This is a genomic window from Streptomyces sp. NPDC002935 (assembly GCF_040611295.1).
Classification (GTDB): Bacteria; Actinomycetota; Actinomycetes; order Streptomycetales; family Streptomycetaceae; genus Streptomyces.
The window spans coordinates 37,719-55,818 of record NZ_JBEXNW010000040.1; the positions used below are offsets into that span (position 1 = coordinate 37,719).

20 protein-coding genes are annotated in these 18,100 nt (G+C 69.5%); all 20 read right to left on the bottom strand.

Translation table 11 applies throughout. The features are described 5' to 3' along the window. Positions 1-68: 68 nt before the first annotated feature. The 20 genes from ABZX90_RS36795 to ABZX90_RS36890 all read right to left on the bottom strand — a co-directional run bounded on the left by ABZX90_RS36795 (position 69) and on the right by ABZX90_RS36890 (position 18,081). The gene (locus ABZX90_RS36795) at positions 69-761 is read right to left on the bottom strand and encodes a collagen-like protein (RefSeq protein ID WP_355212387.1); all 693 of its coding nucleotides are present in this window, start codon (positions 759-761) and stop codon (positions 69-71) included. Continuing rightward, positions 758-1,024 (bottom strand): hypothetical protein, encoded by a 267-nt coding sequence (locus tag ABZX90_RS36800; protein WP_355212390.1) that lies wholly within the window; start codon positions 1,022-1,024, stop codon positions 758-760. The genes ABZX90_RS36795 and ABZX90_RS36800 overlap by 4 nt, the downstream gene beginning before the upstream one ends. Positions 1,025-1,054: 30 nt before the next feature. Next, a complete protein-coding gene (locus tag ABZX90_RS36805; protein ID WP_355212393.1) occupies positions 1,055-1,324 on the bottom strand; it encodes a hypothetical protein in 270 nt (89 codons plus the stop codon). 9 nt (positions 1,325-1,333) lie between these two features. Further along, entirely contained in the window at positions 1,334-2,095 is a 762-nt protein-coding gene (locus ABZX90_RS36810; RefSeq protein WP_355212396.1) for an N-acetylmuramoyl-L-alanine amidase, read from the bottom strand. Between the two features lie 62 nt (positions 2,096-2,157). Next, positions 2,158-2,688: a hypothetical protein gene (locus ABZX90_RS36815; RefSeq protein WP_355212399.1), complete on the bottom strand. Its 531-nt coding sequence runs from the start codon at positions 2,686-2,688 to the stop codon at positions 2,158-2,160. 10 nt (positions 2,689-2,698) lie between these two features. Continuing rightward, positions 2,699-5,881 carry an alkaline phosphatase D family protein gene (locus ABZX90_RS36820; protein ID WP_355212402.1) on the bottom strand — a complete coding sequence of 1,061 codons (3,183 nt, stop codon included), beginning with the start codon at positions 5,879-5,881 and terminating at the stop codon, positions 2,699-2,701. 3 nt (positions 5,882-5,884) lie between these two features. Beyond that, positions 5,885-7,270, bottom strand: a complete 1,386-nt coding sequence (locus ABZX90_RS36825) for a hypothetical protein (protein WP_355212405.1) — start codon at positions 7,268-7,270, stop codon at positions 5,885-5,887. Positions 7,271-7,281: 11 nt separating this feature from the next. Continuing rightward, on the bottom strand, positions 7,282-9,249 hold the full coding sequence (locus tag ABZX90_RS36830) for a phage tail tape measure protein (RefSeq protein WP_355212408.1): 1,968 nt from the start codon (positions 9,247-9,249) through the stop codon (positions 7,282-7,284). Between the two features lie 155 nt (positions 9,250-9,404). Next, positions 9,405-9,815, bottom strand: a complete 411-nt coding sequence (locus ABZX90_RS36835) for a hypothetical protein (protein WP_355212410.1) — start codon at positions 9,813-9,815, stop codon at positions 9,405-9,407. A gap of 14 nt (positions 9,816-9,829) precedes the next feature. Further along, complete coding sequence (locus ABZX90_RS36840; RefSeq protein ID WP_355212413.1) at positions 9,830-10,342, bottom strand: hypothetical protein; 513 nt, start codon at positions 10,340-10,342, stop codon at positions 9,830-9,832. Next, complete coding sequence (locus ABZX90_RS36845) at positions 10,342-10,752, bottom strand: hypothetical protein (RefSeq protein ID WP_355212416.1); 411 nt, start codon at positions 10,750-10,752, stop codon at positions 10,342-10,344. Before ABZX90_RS36845 ends, ABZX90_RS36840 begins: the two co-directional genes overlap by 1 nt. A 6-nt stretch (positions 10,753-10,758) precedes the next feature. Then, positions 10,759-11,496 (bottom strand): hypothetical protein, encoded by a 738-nt coding sequence (locus ABZX90_RS36850; protein WP_355212418.1) that lies wholly within the window; start codon positions 11,494-11,496, stop codon positions 10,759-10,761. Beyond that, on the bottom strand, positions 11,496-11,945 hold the full coding sequence (locus ABZX90_RS36855) for a hypothetical protein (protein ID WP_355212421.1): 450 nt from the start codon (positions 11,943-11,945) through the stop codon (positions 11,496-11,498). Before ABZX90_RS36855 ends, ABZX90_RS36850 begins: the two co-directional genes overlap by 1 nt. Positions 11,946-11,953: 8 nt before the next feature. Next, a complete protein-coding gene (locus ABZX90_RS36860) occupies positions 11,954-12,544 on the bottom strand; it encodes a phage gp6-like head-tail connector protein (protein ID WP_355212424.1) in 591 nt (196 codons plus the stop codon). A 1-nt stretch (position 12,545) separates the two neighbouring features. Beyond that, positions 12,546-12,758 carry a hypothetical protein gene (locus ABZX90_RS36865; RefSeq protein WP_355212427.1) on the bottom strand — a complete coding sequence of 71 codons (213 nt, stop codon included), beginning with the start codon at positions 12,756-12,758 and terminating at the stop codon, positions 12,546-12,548. A 76-nt stretch (positions 12,759-12,834) separates the two neighbouring features. Then, positions 12,835-14,244, bottom strand: coding sequence for a hypothetical protein (locus tag ABZX90_RS36870; RefSeq protein ID WP_355212430.1), 1,410 nt, complete (start codon positions 14,242-14,244; stop codon positions 12,835-12,837). A gap of 135 nt (positions 14,245-14,379) precedes the next feature. Further along, positions 14,380-15,051: an HK97 family phage prohead protease gene (locus ABZX90_RS36875; protein WP_355212433.1), complete on the bottom strand. Its 672-nt coding sequence runs from the start codon at positions 15,049-15,051 to the stop codon at positions 14,380-14,382. Next, positions 15,048-16,268: a phage portal protein gene (locus tag ABZX90_RS36880; RefSeq protein ID WP_355212436.1), complete on the bottom strand. Its 1,221-nt coding sequence runs from the start codon at positions 16,266-16,268 to the stop codon at positions 15,048-15,050. The genes ABZX90_RS36875 and ABZX90_RS36880 overlap by 4 nt, the downstream gene beginning before the upstream one ends. 12 nt (positions 16,269-16,280) lie before the next feature. Continuing rightward, positions 16,281-17,843, bottom strand: a complete 1,563-nt coding sequence (locus ABZX90_RS36885) for a terminase (protein ID WP_355212439.1) — start codon at positions 17,841-17,843, stop codon at positions 16,281-16,283. Then, positions 17,806-18,081: a hypothetical protein gene (locus tag ABZX90_RS36890; RefSeq protein WP_355212442.1), complete on the bottom strand. Its 276-nt coding sequence runs from the start codon at positions 18,079-18,081 to the stop codon at positions 17,806-17,808. The genes ABZX90_RS36885 and ABZX90_RS36890 overlap by 38 nt, the downstream gene beginning before the upstream one ends. Positions 18,082-18,100: the final 19 nt, after the last annotated feature.

Sequence of the window (18,100 nt, forward strand, 5' to 3'; positions counted from 1 at the left end):
CGCACGAAAGCGGCCCCGCCCTCCCGAAGGAAGGCGGGGCCGCGTCACGTATTTCGTCACGTATTTCGTTACAACTTCCGGTACCGGGCGGTCATGGCGAGTACTGCGGAGCCGAGCAGACCGTGACCCTGGGACGGCGGCGTGCTGCCGCTGCTGGTCGAGCGGCAGGTGTAGTGCGTGGACCCGTCATCGTCAGGGGTGCACTCGTAGGTGGCGCCGGTGCCGTCGGTGTACGTCCAGCCGGACGGTGCGGGGCCGGTGGCGCCGCGGTCGCCCTGCACTCCCTGCTCGCCCTGGGGGCCAGCAACTCCGGGGTCGCCTTGGTCGCCCTGGGGGCCTTGGGGTCCGGTGACGCCGTTGGAGCCATTGGCGCCGGGCGCCCCGGATGTGCCAGGCGACGGGGTGATGGTGGGCGCGGCCATGCCGGGGTCGCCCTTGTCGCCCTTCGGGCCGGGTGGTCCGGGGATGGGCACGGGAACCTCGGCACGGTCGGGCAGATCCTTGACGGCCTTGGTCGGGTCCGGGGCGACCGGTGTCCCGCCCTTGGCCTTGACCTGCTCCCTCAGGGCCCGCACGTCCCCGGCGAGGGTGGACACCGCGGTGCCGCGCAGGTCCGCCTCGTCGGCGAGCTGGTCGGCGCGCGTGGCTTCGGCCTGGACGCGCACGTAGACGAGGAGTACGGCGCCGGTGAGGAACAAGAGGAACGCGAGGAGAGCTATCGGCTTCCAGCGGTGGGCAAGTACCCGCTCGGTGCGCGTCATGGCTGCCCTCCGAGGGATTGCACCAGCAGCTTCAGGCGTGCCGTTTCTGCCCGCTCGGTGGCCAGCTCCAGGCGCAGTGCGGCCAAGTCGGCGCGCAGCTCCTTGCGTTCTTCCTGCAGCTGGTCCGTCAGACTGTTGAAGCCGTTCACTGCGTTGCCCTCCCGCTGGGTCCGCCCTGCGACCTTCGAGCCGTACATGGCTGCCGCCCCGGCCACCGCGGCGCTGCCGATCACGCCGATAGCTGTGACGAGGGCGGCGTCCATGCCACCTCCAAGACGCTCGCACGGTGCAGGTCAGACGCCCGAGGCGGTCGACGCGCTGTTCTTGTTGCCGACGACTCGCGCGAGCACGCCCTTGACGAGAGAGCCGACTGCGGCGATCCCGGCCACGCCGACGGTCTGCCAGAACGAGGCGGAGAACATGCTCGCCGGGCCAGCCGCGAGGGCGACACCTCCGGCCGCGGTGAGGAACGTCCAGAGGACGCGTTCGGCGAGGTCGATGGCGTAGGTCTTTGCGGTCTTGACGACGGTCTCGGCGTCGCCGGGCAGGGTGAACTCAGGCATGGGAGTACCTCACTTCTTCTCGAGCTCGGTGACGCGCCTCTCCAAGGCGGAGAGACGTTCCTCGGTGGTCGGCTTCGGGACCGGGCCCGGGAGCGGGGCGGGGAGGGTGACCGGCGGCAGCCACGAGGCGGGGTGCTTCAGGCGCTCGGCGACGTCCGCGCGGAACTGCTTGCCGGTGTACGAGAACTTGCCGCGGGTGCCGTACCCCTCGACCGGGCCCAAGGGGTCGACCTTCCCCTCGATCGACGTCTCCTTGTGGCAGCCGCAGGACTCGGCCGACCAGCCGTAGGCCCGGCAGAAGGCGGCGTTGATCCGCACCCACGCGTCGTACTGCGCCCGCGGGTAGACGTCCGTGCCGTTGCCGAGGTTCTCGGTCTCGATGCCGTATGAGACGTCGTTGCCGTCGACGGTGCCGGAGGCCTTGGACGGCGCGGGATGGGTGGACGACTCGGTGTTGAAGGAGTCGTATGCGTTCTTCGCCATCAGCCCGGCGTGGTTGGCCCGGCCGGCGCTGCACATCGTGGCCAGCCCGCTCTTGGCGAGGTGGATGTGGGCGAGCGGCCCGGGCAGTCCGGCGACGCCGTTCTTGGCGACGACGGCGAGCGAGTCGCGGCCTGCCGTGTGGTGGTTGAGGATCATGTGGACTGGGCCGAACGGCTTGCCCGTCTCGTCGTCCCGCTCGCGGGTACGCCAGCCCGGGTACTCGGCGGTCTTCACGCCTTCGGCCTTGAGGATCGCGAGCAGCCGGTCCGGGGTGAGCGGTGTCGCCATGGGTTCTCCAGACATGAGAAAGGCCCCGGCCATTGGCGCGGGGCGGTACAGGAGCGGGCGGATTAGCCGATGCGGGTGTAGATCATCCGAGTCTGATTTCCGCCACGCAGAATGGTCTGGTTGGCGTGTGAGACGGCCTGGGCGAACTGCATCGCAACGGAGCTGATCGTGCCGTCGGTGGTGAACGTGCCCTGGTCGTAGGCGCTGTGGAACCCACCCGGCGGGGATGTCGAGTCAGAGCCGCCCGCCAGGCGTCCCGTCGTGTTCCCTGGCCGCCGGAAGTTCACCGACTGAGGGCTGTTCACCGTTGTGCCCGCCCCCGGGTTGGAGATCGTCTGAGTGAACGAACAGAACGTTGCGCCAGCGGCGAGCCACTGCCACCGGAGACCGTTGTTCACGGTTGCTGAGTAGCTGACCCACAGCCAGTACATGTACGTCGCGTTCGGCTCGGGGGTGAACACGATCTCCGAGTTGACTGGGGTGATGGAGCTGGTGACGATCTGGTCGTTCTCCTGCTGGACCAGCTTCGGGTGCCGGGCGTTCGCGGCGTCCGCGGTCATGACCTGCCCGGCGAACCACTGGGGGATGGACACTGGCTTCCTCCTACAGGGCCACGACGGCGGGCTGGGCGAGCGATACCGCAGTGCCGGCGGTCTGCGCCTTGACGACGGTGTTGATGCTGCGCTGGACGGTGACCCGCTGCGGGGTGGTGATCTCGAAGTTGTCGTAGGACGTGGTCACCGGGAGCGTGTTGGTGGTCGCTGAGGACAGCACCGTGCGCACTCCGGCCGATCCGGCTGCCGTCAGCGCCGTGTCCGTGACGGTCGCGTGCCAGCGTCCGGGCTCGGCGACGCTCCGCGGCCAGGCCTTGGCCCGCAGGGACGAGCCGTCGAGCTGGAATCGGACCGTGTAGAACGTCGCTGCGACATGGACGCCGGGCACGGTCACGGTGACCAGGTCCGTCTGCGTGCCGCCCACGCGCTTCTGGATGACCAGCTCCAAGGTCTGGGTCGCCGTGAACCCGAGGCGTGCCGTGTAGTTGTTGTTCGCGTCAGTCCAGCGGGCGGTCAGGTGGAGGTAGTGGGGTCCGCCGGTGGCCAGGACGCCGGTGGAGACGTCGGCCCGCATGTCGAGGTCCGGGCCCGGTGCGGTGACGGTGCTGTAGCGGGACACGTTGACCGAGGTCATCGAGTGGGCGGCGACACTGCCGTTGGTGGAGTAGTCCGCTGTCGCCCCGCCCGTCGAGGTCCAGGCCTGGCCGGAGTTGGCGCTGCCCCACCCGTTGGACGTGGTGCGGGTGAAGGTGTCCCAGGCGCCCGGCTCGATGGCCGTGACGCGCACGGTCTCCCCTCCGAGCCGCAGGTCGAAGGGGAAGTGCGTGGGGAACAGGGTCCGTAGCCCGGTCGAGTTGATCCACGGCGACCGGTCGAAGACGTTGTTCGGTGGGGTGTGCACGATCAGCTGGGTGGCACTGCTCGTGACGGCGGTCACCAGCTGGCTGCCGGAGGTGTCCCATCGGTTGGGCTTGTTGGGGCCGGCCGAGTAGCCGGTGGCGCGGGTCTCCCAGATGGCGACCTCGTCGGCGTGCCAGACGGCGCTCGCAGCGGGGGTGCCGCCGTGGCGTGCGCGGGCCTTGGCCCGGGTGGCGTTCGCCGGGGCGGTCACCACCGAGGTCATGAGCGTCCACACGCCCGCGGGGAGGGCGGGCTGCGCGGCGCCGTCCGACGACAGGAGCGTTCCGGCCTGGTCGTACCAGTGGACGCCGGGGCGGACGTCGGCCATGCCGGTCGCCGAGTAGGCCCACATGGTGAGGAGATACTGCTCGCCGGGGATGACCGTGCTCGTCGCGGTGAGGGTGCCGACGGCGCCGCCGGTGGCGGTGACGCCGTCCGGGGTGATGCGCACCGACCATGAGGTGTCGAACGGGGGCAGGCCTGGCGCGGCCACCCGGGCGACGGCGGCGCCTCCCTCACCGGTGAAACCGCCCAGGTCGGTCTCGAAGGTGCCGTGGACGATGGCCTGCGGGCGGGGCAGTTGGGCGACGGTCCACGGTGAGCCGGGCGAGGCGTTGAACTCCGCATCCCAGTCGATGGGGTGCCCGACCGTCTCCGTACCGCCCTCGGCGATCAGGTCGATGACGTCGGGCGCCATCCACGCCGGCGGGTTGGCGATCGTGACGCGGTCGCCCACGTACAGGCCGGTGACCTCGTCGGCCAGGCCGGGATTCTTGGCCAGGTCGATGCGCACGCGCGGGTAGCGGTCTTCGTCGACCGTGCCGAGGTGGACGCGCCATGACGCCTGGTCGGGCAGCTGGTCGTCGTCGGAAACGTTGACGGAGACGGCCTCTTCGTACAGGCCCACGGCGTCCGCGCTCTCGGCGGGGTCACCGGTGTTGTTCGGGCCGGTGGTCTGGGCGTAGGTGTACTCGCCGCCGTCGTCACGCTGCGCGGTGATCTCGTTGCGCAGGCCCTGGTCGTCATCGGTGGGCGACAGGGGCTCCGAGACATGCCCGGCCGCGTAGTCCAGGGCGAAGACCGGGGTGCCGACGTGCACGTAGGCGGTGTGGCTCGTCAGCACCGTGCCGTCGTGGTAGCCGGTTCCGGTCAGGGCGATGGTGTGCCCGTTGTCCTGTACGCGCATGGTGCCGTACTGGCGGCGCCCGGCGATCGACCCGAGGTCGTACTCGGTTCCGGTGGCCCAGGCGCCGGCGTCCATGCCCGCGAACATGAACATGGGGAAGCGGCCGTAGGGGTTGTTCGGTCCGGTGGAGATCGACACCGAGTGCATGTCGGCGGTCATGAACAGCATGCGGTCCAGCCATCCGGTGTCCCCGAACATCTGGACCATCTCGGCGCGCTCGTATGGGAAGTCCTGCCAGGTGTCGGTGCCGCCCACCCAGCGGGATGAGGACTGCCACACCAGGGCCTCGGCGCTGCTGGTGGTGAGGAGGTTCTCCAGCCACGTCTTCTGGGCGGTCCCGAGCATCGTCTTCGTCGGGGTCACCGGGTTGCTGTTGGGATCCCGGAAGCTGCGCGAGTCGGTCGCCACGTACAGGACGCGGCCCACCTGCCACGACTGGTAGATCCCGGCGGCGTCGGCGAGCGGGTAGGAGGGCACGCACTCGCGGTAGACCTGCTGGGCGGCCGGCCGTGAGGCGACGGTGCGGTCGGAGTTGTTGCCGCCGAAGTCGTGGTCGTCCCAGATGTACGTGATGGCCTGCCCGCGCAGGAACGTCCCCTGGCGGGCGCCCGGGTTGAAGCCCAGGTTGTAGTTGAAATTGTCGTCGTAGGCCGCGCGGAACAGCGTCACATCGTTGGTCGTGATGTTGCGGTAGTGCAGGTCCCCGAGGTGAGAGAACCACGCCCAGTCCTCGGCGCGGGACTGTGCGGTCATCGTGTCGAAGACCGGGCTGTTCGAGACGGCGCTGGTGATGTAGCCGTCGTAGCCGTCACCGGTGAGCCCGGCATCGCCGGCCGCGCCGAACAGGTACGAGGCGGGTTCGCCGATCAGCCCGGGGTGCGTCTTAAAGGTGCCCTTGTAGGAGACGTTCAGGCCGCCGGCGTCGACGACGTACCAGTAGCGGGTGTTCGGCGTCAGGCCGGTGACGGTGAAGGCGAGGATGCCCTCAGTGGTGGGCGAGATCGGTCCGAGGGTGACCGGGCCGGTCATGGCCTCGTTGTCGGCGACGAGCAGGGATCCGGCGGTGGCCGGGGCGGTGTCGGCGATGACCCGTACCGAGGTGGATGTCAGGGCGCCCGCCCACACCGACTTGACGTCGAAAGCCACAGCTCACACCCCTTGGTTGTATTTGGATCTACAGGTCCGGTAGGCGAGCCCCACGGTGTCGCGTGCCTCGTACAGGACGCCGCCGTCGACATCTGCGGCGGACTGCAACAGGTCAAGGAATGCGCCCGCCTTCTGCGGGCCCATGGCGACGCTCTGGTCGAGGTTGCCGTTCACGGTGAGCGGCACGCCCTGCTCGGTGCACAGCCGCTCGATACGGCGGCCGGACAGCTCCCGGTCGTAGCCCTGGGCGGCCCGCCATGTGGAGGCCGCGGACGGGGGCGAGTCTCCCCAGTAGGCGATGTGCCCCAGCGCCATGGGATCGGCCATGGAGGAGAAGGCGCCCCACCGGAAGCGGAACCGGGTGACGGGCCGGTGCAATACGGCATACGTGCCACTGGCGACGGTGGCCCCGTCGATGACGAGCGTCCAGTCTGTCGAGCCGCCGTTCGCCGTGGTCGTCAGGCGGATCATGTGCAGTGAGGTGTCGAAGATTCCCGGGCTGGCGACTGTGGTCAGGTTGGCGATGGAGGAGATGGTCTCCCCCGACGACAACACCCGCAGTTCGACGTCGTTGGTGACCCGGTCGGTGTCCACGATCCATGCCAGGACCGGATCGGCGTCCGTGCCCTGGCCGGTGTCGAAGACGGTGAAGTCGTCGTCCTGCCCGCCCGCCCCGGCCCGGTAGTAGTCGGCCGTCCACGAGGTCGAGACGATGGGCGTGACCTTGACGGTGAGGTTGCCCTCGGTGCTGGAGGGCAGCTGCACCACCGGGTCCAGCCACGCCGACAGCGATCCCTTCCCCCAGTCCGGCTGCCCCTGGTAGAAGCTGCCCGCGGTGCCGATGGCCCGGATCGGCTGCGAGCCGACGGCGACCTCGGAGCCTTCCCGGGCCCGCTCGCCGTCGGTCAGCGGCCAGTACCGCAGGGGCTGGGAGGCGGCGATGTGGCGGCGCAGCGCGTCCTTGAGCGGCTTGGTGCCCTGCGTGAGGCGGCGGCGGATGCCGTTGGCCTGCACGGTGGTGTAGACGTCCTTGCCGGAGAGGTCCCAGCGGGTGGGCCAGCTGGAGATGTGGCCCTCGAACCGGCTGGCCACCACCCCGGCAGGGGTGGTGAGGTCCAATCGCACGGGGGTGTTGCGCCCGAGCAGCCCGTACAGGTCGCTGCCCGGGTTCTTGCGCGAGTACCTGCCGACGACGCCAGGGCTCGCCTTGCTGGTGCCGTTGTTGAAGGTCAGCGGGCACTTCGTGGTGTCCGCGGTCGACGCCCAGTCCTGCCGCCCCCAGGTGACCGCGATGCGGTCGCGGGCGTAGACGTCGAGGGTGACGTCCACCCAGGAGCCGCCCAGGAACAGCTTGATGGCGACGATCAGCGGCGTCTGGGGGAAGACCACGCCGAGCCTCCTTACCCGTTGCCGAAGGTGGCCTGGACGTTGCCGCCGCCGTCGATCGCGACGATTTCGCGGATGAGCCGCTTGACCGACTCCGGCCCCTCCACCTTGATCAGCACAGTGACTTGGGCCGGTGCTCCGCCCCGGGACAGCGGCGTGACGCCGGCGCCCCTGGGCAGCGAGAGCACCTCGGGGCCGCGCTCACCGACCATGGCCATACCGGCCCGGTTGATGAGACCGCCCTTGGCCAGGTAGGGGATGTTCGGGGTGCCGATCGATACCTTCGGGATGTCGACGCCCATGAAGCTGCCGCCGCCGATGCTGAATCCGAAGTTGTTCCACTTCCCGATCACCCAGTTGATCGCCGACTTGAACGCGGTCTTCACGCCGTTGAACATGCCGCCGGTGATCTTCCCGATCCGGCCGGGGAGCTTGGAGAAGAAGCTGATGAAGTCGTTCCACTTGCCGCGCACCCAGCCGACCAGGTCGCCGACCGTGGTCTGCACTTTCGTCTTCGTGGCCGACCAGGCACCGACGATCTTGTCCCGGACCATGCCCGCCCAGCGGGGGATGGTCTGAGTGAAGAACCGGCCGATCGGCGCGAACACGCTGTCGCGCATGAACGTCCAAGCAGCGCTCACCCTGGACGTGATCGCGCCCCACACGTTCCGCCACAGCGTCTGGAACCACGTCGTCTTGGTGGCGATCACGACGATCGCGGCAACCAGGGCGACGATGGCGATGATGACGAACACCATGGGGTTCGCGTCCATGGCGGCGTTCCACAGCCACTGGGCACCCGTCGCAATCGTGGTTGCAGCGGTCCACACGGCTTGGGCAGCAGACCAGGCCATCATGCCGCCCTTGACCGCCAGGATCACCAGAGCCAGCCCGCCGAGCGTGTAGGCCAGGGGCTCGACGATGCCCTTGTTGGCCATGCCGAACGTGACGAAGACGCCCGCGATCTCGGCGAGCTTCACGATGGCCTGCCGCTTGAACGACTCCAGCGCGGCCTTCGGGTTGTCGCCCACGGTCTTCGCCATCTTGTCCGCGGCCCCGCCGACCTTGCCGATCGTGGCCGTGGCCTTGGACGGGTCGAGGGAATAGAGCGCGTCCCCCAAGTCCTCTGCCTGTGTACCGAACAGCTCCACCGCGGCCGCGGCCCGCTTGTTCTTGTCGGGCATCGCGCGCAGCTTGTCGAGCGTCAGATCCAGCGCACCGGACGCCGACGTGCCGCCCTTGGCGATCTGCGCAGCCATGGTGCCCGCGTCCAGACCGATCGCCTTGAAGCCGGCCGCTGTAGTTGTCGAGCCGTCGATCGCGCGGATCGAGAACTCCTTGATGCTGTCGGCGACGAGATCAGCATCCCGGGCGCCGCCCTTGAGCCCCTGCGAGAGCAGACCCATCGCGGTCTTGCCGTCGAGGCCGAACTTCTTCCACTGGACGCCGTACTCGTTCACGGTGTCCAGCAGATCGTCCGCCTTGTTGGCGCCGGTCTGGAAGCCGCGCGTGAGGATGTCGAACGCCTCGTCGGCATTCTTCGCCAGGCCGGTCTTGAGCATCTGACCGACGGCCGCGGTGGTCGGCCCGACCTCCTGGTCGAACGTCTCCGACAGGGCGAGCGCCTTGGTGGTGACGCCCTCCAGGCCGCCCTTGGCCTTCGCGGTGTCGCCGATGTTCTGGTAGACGCCCTTTACGGCCTCGTTGACGGTCTCGGTCGAGTCGCCCCACGCCTGCGCGTAGACGTGCGACGAGACCTTCGACAACTCGGCGGCCTTGGCCGGTCCGATGCCCAGCTGTGCGGCGAGCTTGTCGCCCGCAGCCTCCATGTCCAGGTTCGCGGCGACGCCGACGCCGAGCGCTGCCGCGACCCCGGCGCCGATACCGGTCGCCGCGGTGGACACGTTCTCCTTGAACTTGTCCACCGTGGCCGACGCCCGGTCTCGTGCCACGAGGTTGAACACCAGGGAGGTGTCGCTCATGGCTCACCTCCCCTATTTGAGTTTCTTGTTCGCCTCGTCCTGCGCCTTCTCGTAGGCGTCCAGCCAGTCGAGGACGTGATCGGTCTGCTCCACCGTCATCAGGTCCCACTCCCAGGGGCGGATGCCCAGCAGGTTGGCCGCGTCGCCCAGCCGCCTCAGTCGGCGACGGGCAGACGCGCTTTTCCCTCTTCGTCAGGGTCCTCGAACGCCTCGGCGATCTGGCCGTCGATGTTCTCCAGGACGGCCGCCAGCTGGTCTGGCGGGACGCTGTCGACGATCTGCTCACGCACCAGCAGCAACTCGCCCTTGGACATCTCCAGGGTGAGTTCGTCCCACGCGAAGTCGACGTCGTCGTACTTCACGCCCGGGTGCTCCCGCTTGAGGAACATGAACAGCAGCGCGCGACGGCACTGGCTGTTGCCCTTCTGGACGTCGACGGTGAACTCCGTGAAGTTCTTGCCGGTGCGCCGCTCGAGCATCTCCCGCTCGGGGGACATGAGCTTGTTCGGGTTGTACCTCCACCGCTTCGGCTCCGTGTCGCCCTCACGCTGATAGACCAGGTACATCGGGGCTCCCCCTCTTATCGGACCCGGGACGCGATGCGCTGGGCCATGTCGTTCATGGCGGCCTCGACCGCCTCCTTGTAGAGGCCTTCACGGCCCTGGAATGAGCGGTCGAACCAGCCGATCTTGCCGCGCTGCTGCGCCCACACTTCGCGGTTGCCGAACACGGGGTGACGCCAGCCGCTCGCCCTGTTGGTGCGCTTGGGGGCGTTGGGGAATCCCCGGATGTTCTTGGTTTTGAAGGCCTTCACTCGGGCACCGGACCAGCGGCCGCCCAGCTTCACCTCGGGCCGGATCTTGCGGGCAATGGCCGTCCGCAGGGCCGGGCTGGTCGGCAGGCCGCCAGTGGAGATCATGCCCATGACGGCCGACTTGGCGTGTTCCGCCCCGGGCCGGAGCGCGTCGCGCATGTTCTTCGCGAGGTCCTTGCGCAGCTGCTTGCCGTCCTCCTCCTCGCGTAGTGCACGCACCAGGGAGTCGAGGCCCTCGTGCGTGCATTGCAGGTCGAACGGCGGCTCGCCGGAGGCCATTACGCGGTCGCCCTTGTGACGACACCCGACGTGGGGTAGCCGACCGACACGGACGCCTCGTCGCCGACGGAGCCCTCGATGGGGTTCCAGCCGTTGATCAGGATGTTGCCTGTCCACTTCGGGTTGGAGGTGCCGACGGCGGCTTGCGACAGCCGGACCTCGAACGGCACGACCAGGCCGAGCAGCGGCCACATGATCGAGTCGATCTGTGTGGCCGCGACGTCCTGGAGGAACTCCAGCCCCAGCTCACCGGACTTGAGCCCGCCCAGCAATTCCTTCCAGCCGAGCGACGCGTAGGTCGTGACCTCCTTGTCCTCGACCTCCGTCGACAACTCCGCCTTGCGGCAGAACGAGGACAGGTCGGTGCCGTTGAGGCTGACGAACTCCGCCAGCAGAACCATCTTGGCCATGGGTGATCACCAGATCCCGATAGAGGAGACGAACAGGAACGAAGGGGAGGTGCCGGAGATCGTCCACGCCACCCGCCACCAGGTGTCCGTGATGGCCGTGCCATCCGTGCGGAGGATCTGACCGCCCACCGCAGTTGCCGCGGAGAACGTCAGACGCGTTGTGGGCGACGCGAATCCGGTTGCGTCGTCCGATTCGATACGACCCGTGATGGTCGGCGTGGAGGTGCCGGCCACCGACAGGACGTGCAGGGAGGCGTACAGCCGCTTGCCCGCCGCCACGGCGCCGAGGTTCATCGACGTGCCGGTGCCGGTCGCGGTGCGGGCCGTGCCCGGCGGGTGGGCGAACTGGCCGCGCACGAGCGGCCACGAGGACTTCGCGGTGCCCGTCCAGGGGGCGACCTCGCCGACCGCGTCGCCGAGCTTGTAGTCCGCACGCAGGGCGCTGGTGAAGTACGACAGGCCACCGACCGCGGCACCCTGCGGGCCGACCGACCATGGGCCGACGCCGCCCAGGGACGACCAGGAGTGGTCGTCGACCTTGCCGGGGTCGCCGGCCTCCCACTGGCCCTCGCCGGAGATCTCAGACGAGGCGAGCCCGCCCAGGACTTCCTTCCAGCCCTGCGAGGCGTAGTTGGTGGTGTCCTTGTCCTCGACCTCGGCGGAGATCTCCACCTTGTTGGACTGGCCCGTCAGGTCGGCGCCGCCGGTGAACAGCCGCACGTCGGTCAGCACGAACTTGCTCATCAGCTGCTCCCGTCCCCAATGACTTTGATCATCAACTCGGCACCGACGTAGGTGGTGCCTTCGTGCTCGTACCAGCGGTAGCCCTGCACGCGCATGACGTGCAGGTCGTCGGCCAGGCCGCCCAGGGCCAGCTCGCCGGGGGCGCCGCGGGCCGCTTCGATCGCGGCCTTCAGTGAGGACGGGCCGGAGCCGGACAGCAGCCCGTCGAGGATCCGCTGAGCGGAGCGGTCGTCGGCGCGACCAACCAGCACGCGGGTGGTGAACTCCAGCTCATCGGTGCCGCGGCCGAACGTCTTGTCGTAGGTGACCTCAACCTCGGCCACGAAGAAGTGCGGGGCGACCACCGAGTCCGGCACGTAGCCAGTCGAAGTCAGTTTCGCGATGCCCGAGGGCAGGACCACGGCGCGGGCCGCGTCCGCGACGGCGTCCCGGATCAGGGAGATCTGCATGCCGCCCCCTATCCGAAGCCGGTCAGGAGGAACGGCTCGATCAGCGCCCACACGTCCGGGTCGCGGCGGGACAGGTTGCGCACGCCCCACTCGGCCGAGCCGATGATGCCCTCGGGGGAGTCCTTGCGCTTGAACAGCCGGGACGCCTGGATGTACGTGGCTTCGACGATGTCGTCCGGAAAGGCTGGCCATCCGAACTTCGTGGCGATCCGGACGCGGGCGGTGCCCCAGGTTCCGTTCACGCGGCGCAGGCCGGTGATGGCCACGCCGTCCGCGAACGCGTTGTCGGGGCTCGTCTCGTAGTCGGTGACTACGGTGAACGACGATCCGGATCCGGCCTCCACGACCATGCCCTCGATGGAGCCGATGTCGTCGACCAGCAGCAGCTCGCCGTCGTTGTCGCACACGATCCTGCCCTGCGTGCGATACGTGCGCTGGACCGGGGCAGCGTCCAGCCAGAACCTGCGGCCGCACGTCTTGTCGATGCTGCGCGACGCGGCGGCCAGCGCCCGATCCAGCTGTCCGTCCCGGCTGTCGTCGTCGGCCTCGATGCCGAGGTTCAACTTGAGCGTGGCCCTGTCGCCGTACTCGTGGGCCACGTCAGGTCTTTTCCGGGCTCCGCTGCTGGCGGCCCTTCGGCGGTGTCGACCGGGTCGGCGTCTGCGTGTCCTTGCCTGTCGGCTTGTGGCCGCGCAGGGCGAGCTGTTCGTCGACCTGCGCCACGCGGTCGTCCATCCCGCGTCCGGCGTAGCCCGCGCGCTCGCGCAGCAGGGCGGCGACCATCGGGTCCTCGGTCTGCGGTTCCTCGGTCATTGCTTCGCTCCTGGTGAGAGGGCGCACGTAGGGCCCGCCGCCCCGTGGGGATGAAGCGGGCCCTACGTGCGAGGGATCAGACGCCGGTGAACGCCGGCGCGATGAGGCCGGTGCCCGCGATCTTCCGGGCCTGGGCGTACCGGGCGTGGGTGTACGCGAAGTAGCCGTACACGACCATCAGCACACCGAGGCTGGCCAGGGCGGGCTGCTCCGCCCTGATGTACATCGGGGCGGACGGGTCTTCCCACAGGTGGCATTCCTGGCGGTCCACCAGGTAGATCTCGTCCTCGGTGCCCGCGCCGAGGGTCGTGCCGACGTTGTTGTCGACGATGACCGGCGTGCCGTTGGGCAGGACACCGCGCACGCCGCTGCCGTAGACCGTGGCGTAGTTGGCGCCGAGGGTCTGCGCCACGATGCCCGGCTGCGTGATCATGGGCCAGGTGGACGCCATGGCGTTCTGCATCCAGTACCAGCGCCGCGAGTGCATGACCGCGATGTTGTCGCCGGTCGCCATGTCCATCAGCGCCGCCTCGACACCCGACAGACCCTCGATGACCTTCGGGTACAGCTCCGCCACGGTCGGCGTCGCGTCGGTGTACGCGACCGAGGTGGCCACGTTGGTCAGGCCGTTGGTGGCCTGGTTGAGGAGCGTCGAGTCCAGCGTCGTCGCGTACCGGCGGAACAGGTCGTCCAGGACCACCGGCTCCACGCCGGCGCCCCGCTCGATGGCCTGCCGCGACAGGGTCTGCTGGCCCGCGTTGGTCTGCACCGAGATGGGCAGCAGCGTGTCGTCGATGTTCGTCTCGGACACGGCCGTGTTCTCGGAGGCCTGGAGTGCCGTCGACGTCGCCGTGGTGATGCGAGAGATGTTGACGGTCATGCCCTGCGGGGGCAGGTCGTGCGGGCGGCACGAGTCCGCGAAGGGACGGCGGGCTGCTGCGGCCGGGGCGTACAGGTCGGTCAGGTACTGAGGCACCACCAGGCCGGCGAACGCGCCCGTACCCGCGGCGCGCTGCTGCTGGCCGTCGGCACGCACCAGCTGGTCGCCGCGCTCGACGTGCTCTTCCTGCATGTGGCGGGCCAGGCGGCCCTGCGCCTCGTAGTCGCCGAAGAACGCGGCGGCGACATCGCGCTCGAAGTTCTTGCCGCGCCGGTCCTGGTCGGGCCGGTAGGTGCGCTCCTCCTGGCCGACGCGGGCGACCTGGTCGTAGCCGGGCGCCCGGTTGGCGGCCGGAGTCGTGCGGGCCTGGAGCGTGGCGAGTTCGGCCTCGCGGGTCTGCTCGGTCTCCAGTTCGTCGAGGGCCGCCTGGCGGCGGGTGATCTCGGCGTCCGCGGCGTCGCGAGTGGCGACCCGTGCGGCGACAGCCTCCTCGGTCAGGTTCTCGTCGGAGCGCAGCGCCACGAGGGCTTCCTGCTCCTGCTGGCGGGTGGTGATCGCAGTTCCCAGCGCGGTGCGCGCCTGGGCGATCAGTTCGGCGAGCGTCACGGCTCGTCCTCCTTGGTCGATGGAATCCAGACGCCCCGGTCCAGGTCAGACGGCCACCCGAGGCATGGCGCCGGGCGGTCTCGTGCGCGTGAGCGCAGGGCAGTAACTCCCGCCGGACGGCGGGAAGATCAGGGGTCAGCGGGCGAGCGCGATCTCCAGCAGCGCCCGGGCCCGGCTCGACGGTGCCGCCGACGGCTGGCGCATGCTCGCCCCGGTGTACGGGTTGGCGCCGTAGCCGACGATCGCGACGTCGCCGCGGTGGATGTCGTACCGGGTGATGCGGTACTCGCTGTAGTCCGGGGACCACTGCCCCGACTCGATGCGGAACGCGAACGACATCTCGTCGACCAGGCCCGACCGCAGCTTCGGCGCGATGTACGCCACGTCGTAGTCGCTCGGGTCCAGGGCGGGCGCGCGCACGTCGAGGCCGTTGGCGCTCTCGGTCAGCAGCAACGTGCCGGTGGTCGTGCGGGCCATGCGGCGCAGCTGGTCGTGCCCCAGGACGAGGGGCACGTCGAGGTCGGCGCGGGCCAGCGAGTCGGCGCCCGCGCCCTCGGTGACGATCTCCGTGTACGGGCCGAACATGTCCCACATCTCGTAGGCCTGCTCGTACACGGACGCCCGTCCGACGAAGTCCAGGGCTGTGCCGTCGCCGGCCTCGCGGACCTCGACGCCGGACAGGGCAGCGCGCACCGTGGCACGGGATCCCGCCTGCTCGGCGCAACGGCGCTGAGAGGGCCGGTCGGCGCGCTGCCGGGTGTGCTGGGCTCGTTCCGCCGCAGCCGCGGCGAGCGTGATGACGGTCATGACGATGCTCCCGGTACGGCGGTCGTGGGTTGTGCGGGGACGGAGCGCGAGCCGAAGAGGCGGTCGAACTCGGCGAGCTGGTCCTCGGTGAAGGGCGGGCGCTCGTCGAGGGCACGGGCCTCGGACGGGGCGAGCGTGCGCGAGGTGATCTGCGCGCCGATGACGCGGGCGCGGGTCTCGGGGTCCATGCGCAGCATCGCGTCCGTGTTGAGCTTCACGTAGCGCGGGTTGGAGACGAGCTTCCGACTGAACGTGTCCTCGCGGCGGCCCACGGCCGGCCCCAGGTTCATGATGAGGAACTGGAGGTTGCGCTGGCTGATGTTGGCGTAGGTGACGCTGCTGCCCGACACCGCGGCGTCGATCAGGTCGCCGGGGCAGCCGAAGAACCGGGCGATGTCCCCGTTGCTGTACTGCTGGGCCTCGATGAACTGGGACTGCTGGGTCACGGCCTGGACGGGCTTGTACTCCCAGTCGACGCCGTGGACAAACACGTCACCGTTGGAGACGGCCGCCCGGAAGCCGTCCTTGACGGCGCGGGCGTCCTTCTTGTCGATCGTCTTGTTGACGTTCTTCAGCGTGCCCGAGGGGACGATGCCGGCGGCGAACCAGTCCCGTGCGAACTGCTGCGCGTTCAGGGACGCTTCGATCGACCACGCCGCATACGCCACCGGGGACAGGCCGAGCGGGAACCCGGCGACGGTGTACTGCTTCTCGTGCCACACGTCCCACGGGTCGTACTCCTTGCCCCCGATCTTGAACTTCGTGATCTGCGACCCGTTCGCACGGACGGTGACCTGGCCGAGCTCCGCCAGGTCGATGCGTCCGGGCAGGCCCCGTCCGTCGGGTCCGATGACGCCCGAGCGTTCGGTGATGATCCCGAAGCAGTTGCCCGCCCGGTCCAGGTCGAACTCCGTGGAGTACATCCACTCTTTGATGCCGACCTCACTGCCGCCCGGGGTGACCAGGACGGGCGGCGTGGGCACCTCCACCTGGAGGCCCTGCACCCGGCGGTACACGTCGATCGGGAACGAGGACACCAGGTCCGCCCGCAGCCGCAAGCACGCCCACACCGCGGACTGCCGCAGCGCGGAGTCGTTGGTGACGTGCACGCTCTTGCCGCCGGTCCGTCCCTCGCGGGCCAGATTCAGCAGATCCTCGGCGGTGACGATGTTCGCGTCGCGGGTGAACACCTGCTTCAGCCTTGACCCGACACCCACGGCCGCCCCCTCTCACGCGAACGAGTCCGCGATGTCGTAGTCGTCGATCACGTGAGGGCCGCGGACCAGCAGCGCCCAGCGCGCGAACGTCGCCGCGCAGAACGGGCTGATCTCGGTCAGGGAGCTGGTGCGGTCGAGCGTCCAGGCGTCGCCGTTACGGCGCGTCCTGGCCCCGTTCACGGCCGCGGTGAGCGGCACCTGGTCGAGGTGGACAACCGTGCCCTGGTTCATGGCGTCGGCCATCTGCCCGCACGCCTCGATGATGTCTCCGGAGCGCATCACGGCCAGGTCGCCCCGGTCCGGATGCTCCTTGTCCTTGGGCACGTCGATACCCGCCGCGATCAGGTCGTCGATGAGGGAACTCGCCGGCGCCCCGTGCGCGGCGACCGCCACGGCCACCGGCTTCCACAGCCTGTGCAGCCGCGCCACCGCGGGCACCACCCAGTCCGTGCCGGGCCGGTACGCCACGACCTCCATGTGCACCTTGCCGTCCGGCCGCAGCGAGGCCGCGCTGATCGCGGCGCGCTTCCTGTCCTGCGACACGTCGATCGCGAGCGCCACGCTGTCCGGTACCGGCTTGCTGTCCTTGTCGACCAGGCCCGGCCACTTGCCCTTCGGCACGTTCGGGTCCGTCGGCGGAGTGGGCTTCCGGGTGCGGTTCAGGTACGCCCGGTCGAACTCGGCCGGGTCCATCTTCTCCAGCTCGGCCGCGATGACCGCCTCGGTCACCGTGTACCCCAGTGCGGGCAGCGTGGCCCGCCACGTCGCCGGGTCCGACCGGTCCATGTCCTCCGGGGCGAACCACTCGAAGTACGCCACCCGCGGTCGCGCCGCGGCGGCCTCCTCGGCGAGCGCGTCGTGGAGCGCCTCGACCAGCGCGCGGCCGGTCTCACGCTTTTTGTTCAGCCACACGCTCTTCGTCGTGCCGCCGGCCGACGCCCACCACAGCTGGGCCATGGGCCGGGTCAGCATGGCCGGGCTGAACGCGCCTTCCAGGCGGTCATCCTCGTGCGCGAACGCTTCGTCGATGAACCCCAGGTCGAGCGTCAGTCCATGCGCCGCCTTCTCCGTGTTCGCGGTGATGCCCATCTTGGAACGCGTGCGGCCCCACAGGATCGCCTCGTTGCCGTTGGACTTCCGGATGCGCGCCATCCTGGCCAGGTCCGAGCCGGAGATCTTCTCCCAGAACTCGTCTTCCCAGCGCTGCCGCGCCATGCCCCGGGTCTGCGCCGCGTACACGATGGTCTGCCGCTGCCACGCCAGCGACCGGTGCACCTGGGCACCGAGGCACAGCTCGGTCTTGCCCTGCTGCCGGGGGACGCTGATGCCCACCTCGCGGTGCGCGAACAGGCCGGTCTCGGGGTCGAGTTCGAGGGCGACGTCGGACACGTACTTCTGCCACGGCATCGGCGGAGCGCCGAGCTTGGCCATGACCTTCCACAGCTTCGGCCCCAGCGACTCGCGGTCCGGGTGGCGAGGCGTACCCCACAGAGGCGGGCACTCCAGCCCGTACCGCTCCCGGAGGTCCTCGGCGAACTCAGTCGGGGGACGCCAGATCTCCGAGGTCGTCGTCATCGTCAGCGGCCCGCCCCTCCAGCAACTGGGCGAGCGTCTGCCGCAACTCGCGGGTCAACTGGGGGAGCAACCGGTCCTCCTGGGACACCGGCTCTCCGCACGTCTCGCACTGGGCGGTCGCCGCGGCGTCGATCCGGCCGGCCAGCGTGTACGCCAGCTCGGACAGCGACGGCTCGACTCCGACCAGGTCGCCGAGCTGCTCGACGTCGCTGCGCACGGCGTCCTCGACCGAGCCCATGGCGCCCCCCTTCCATGAT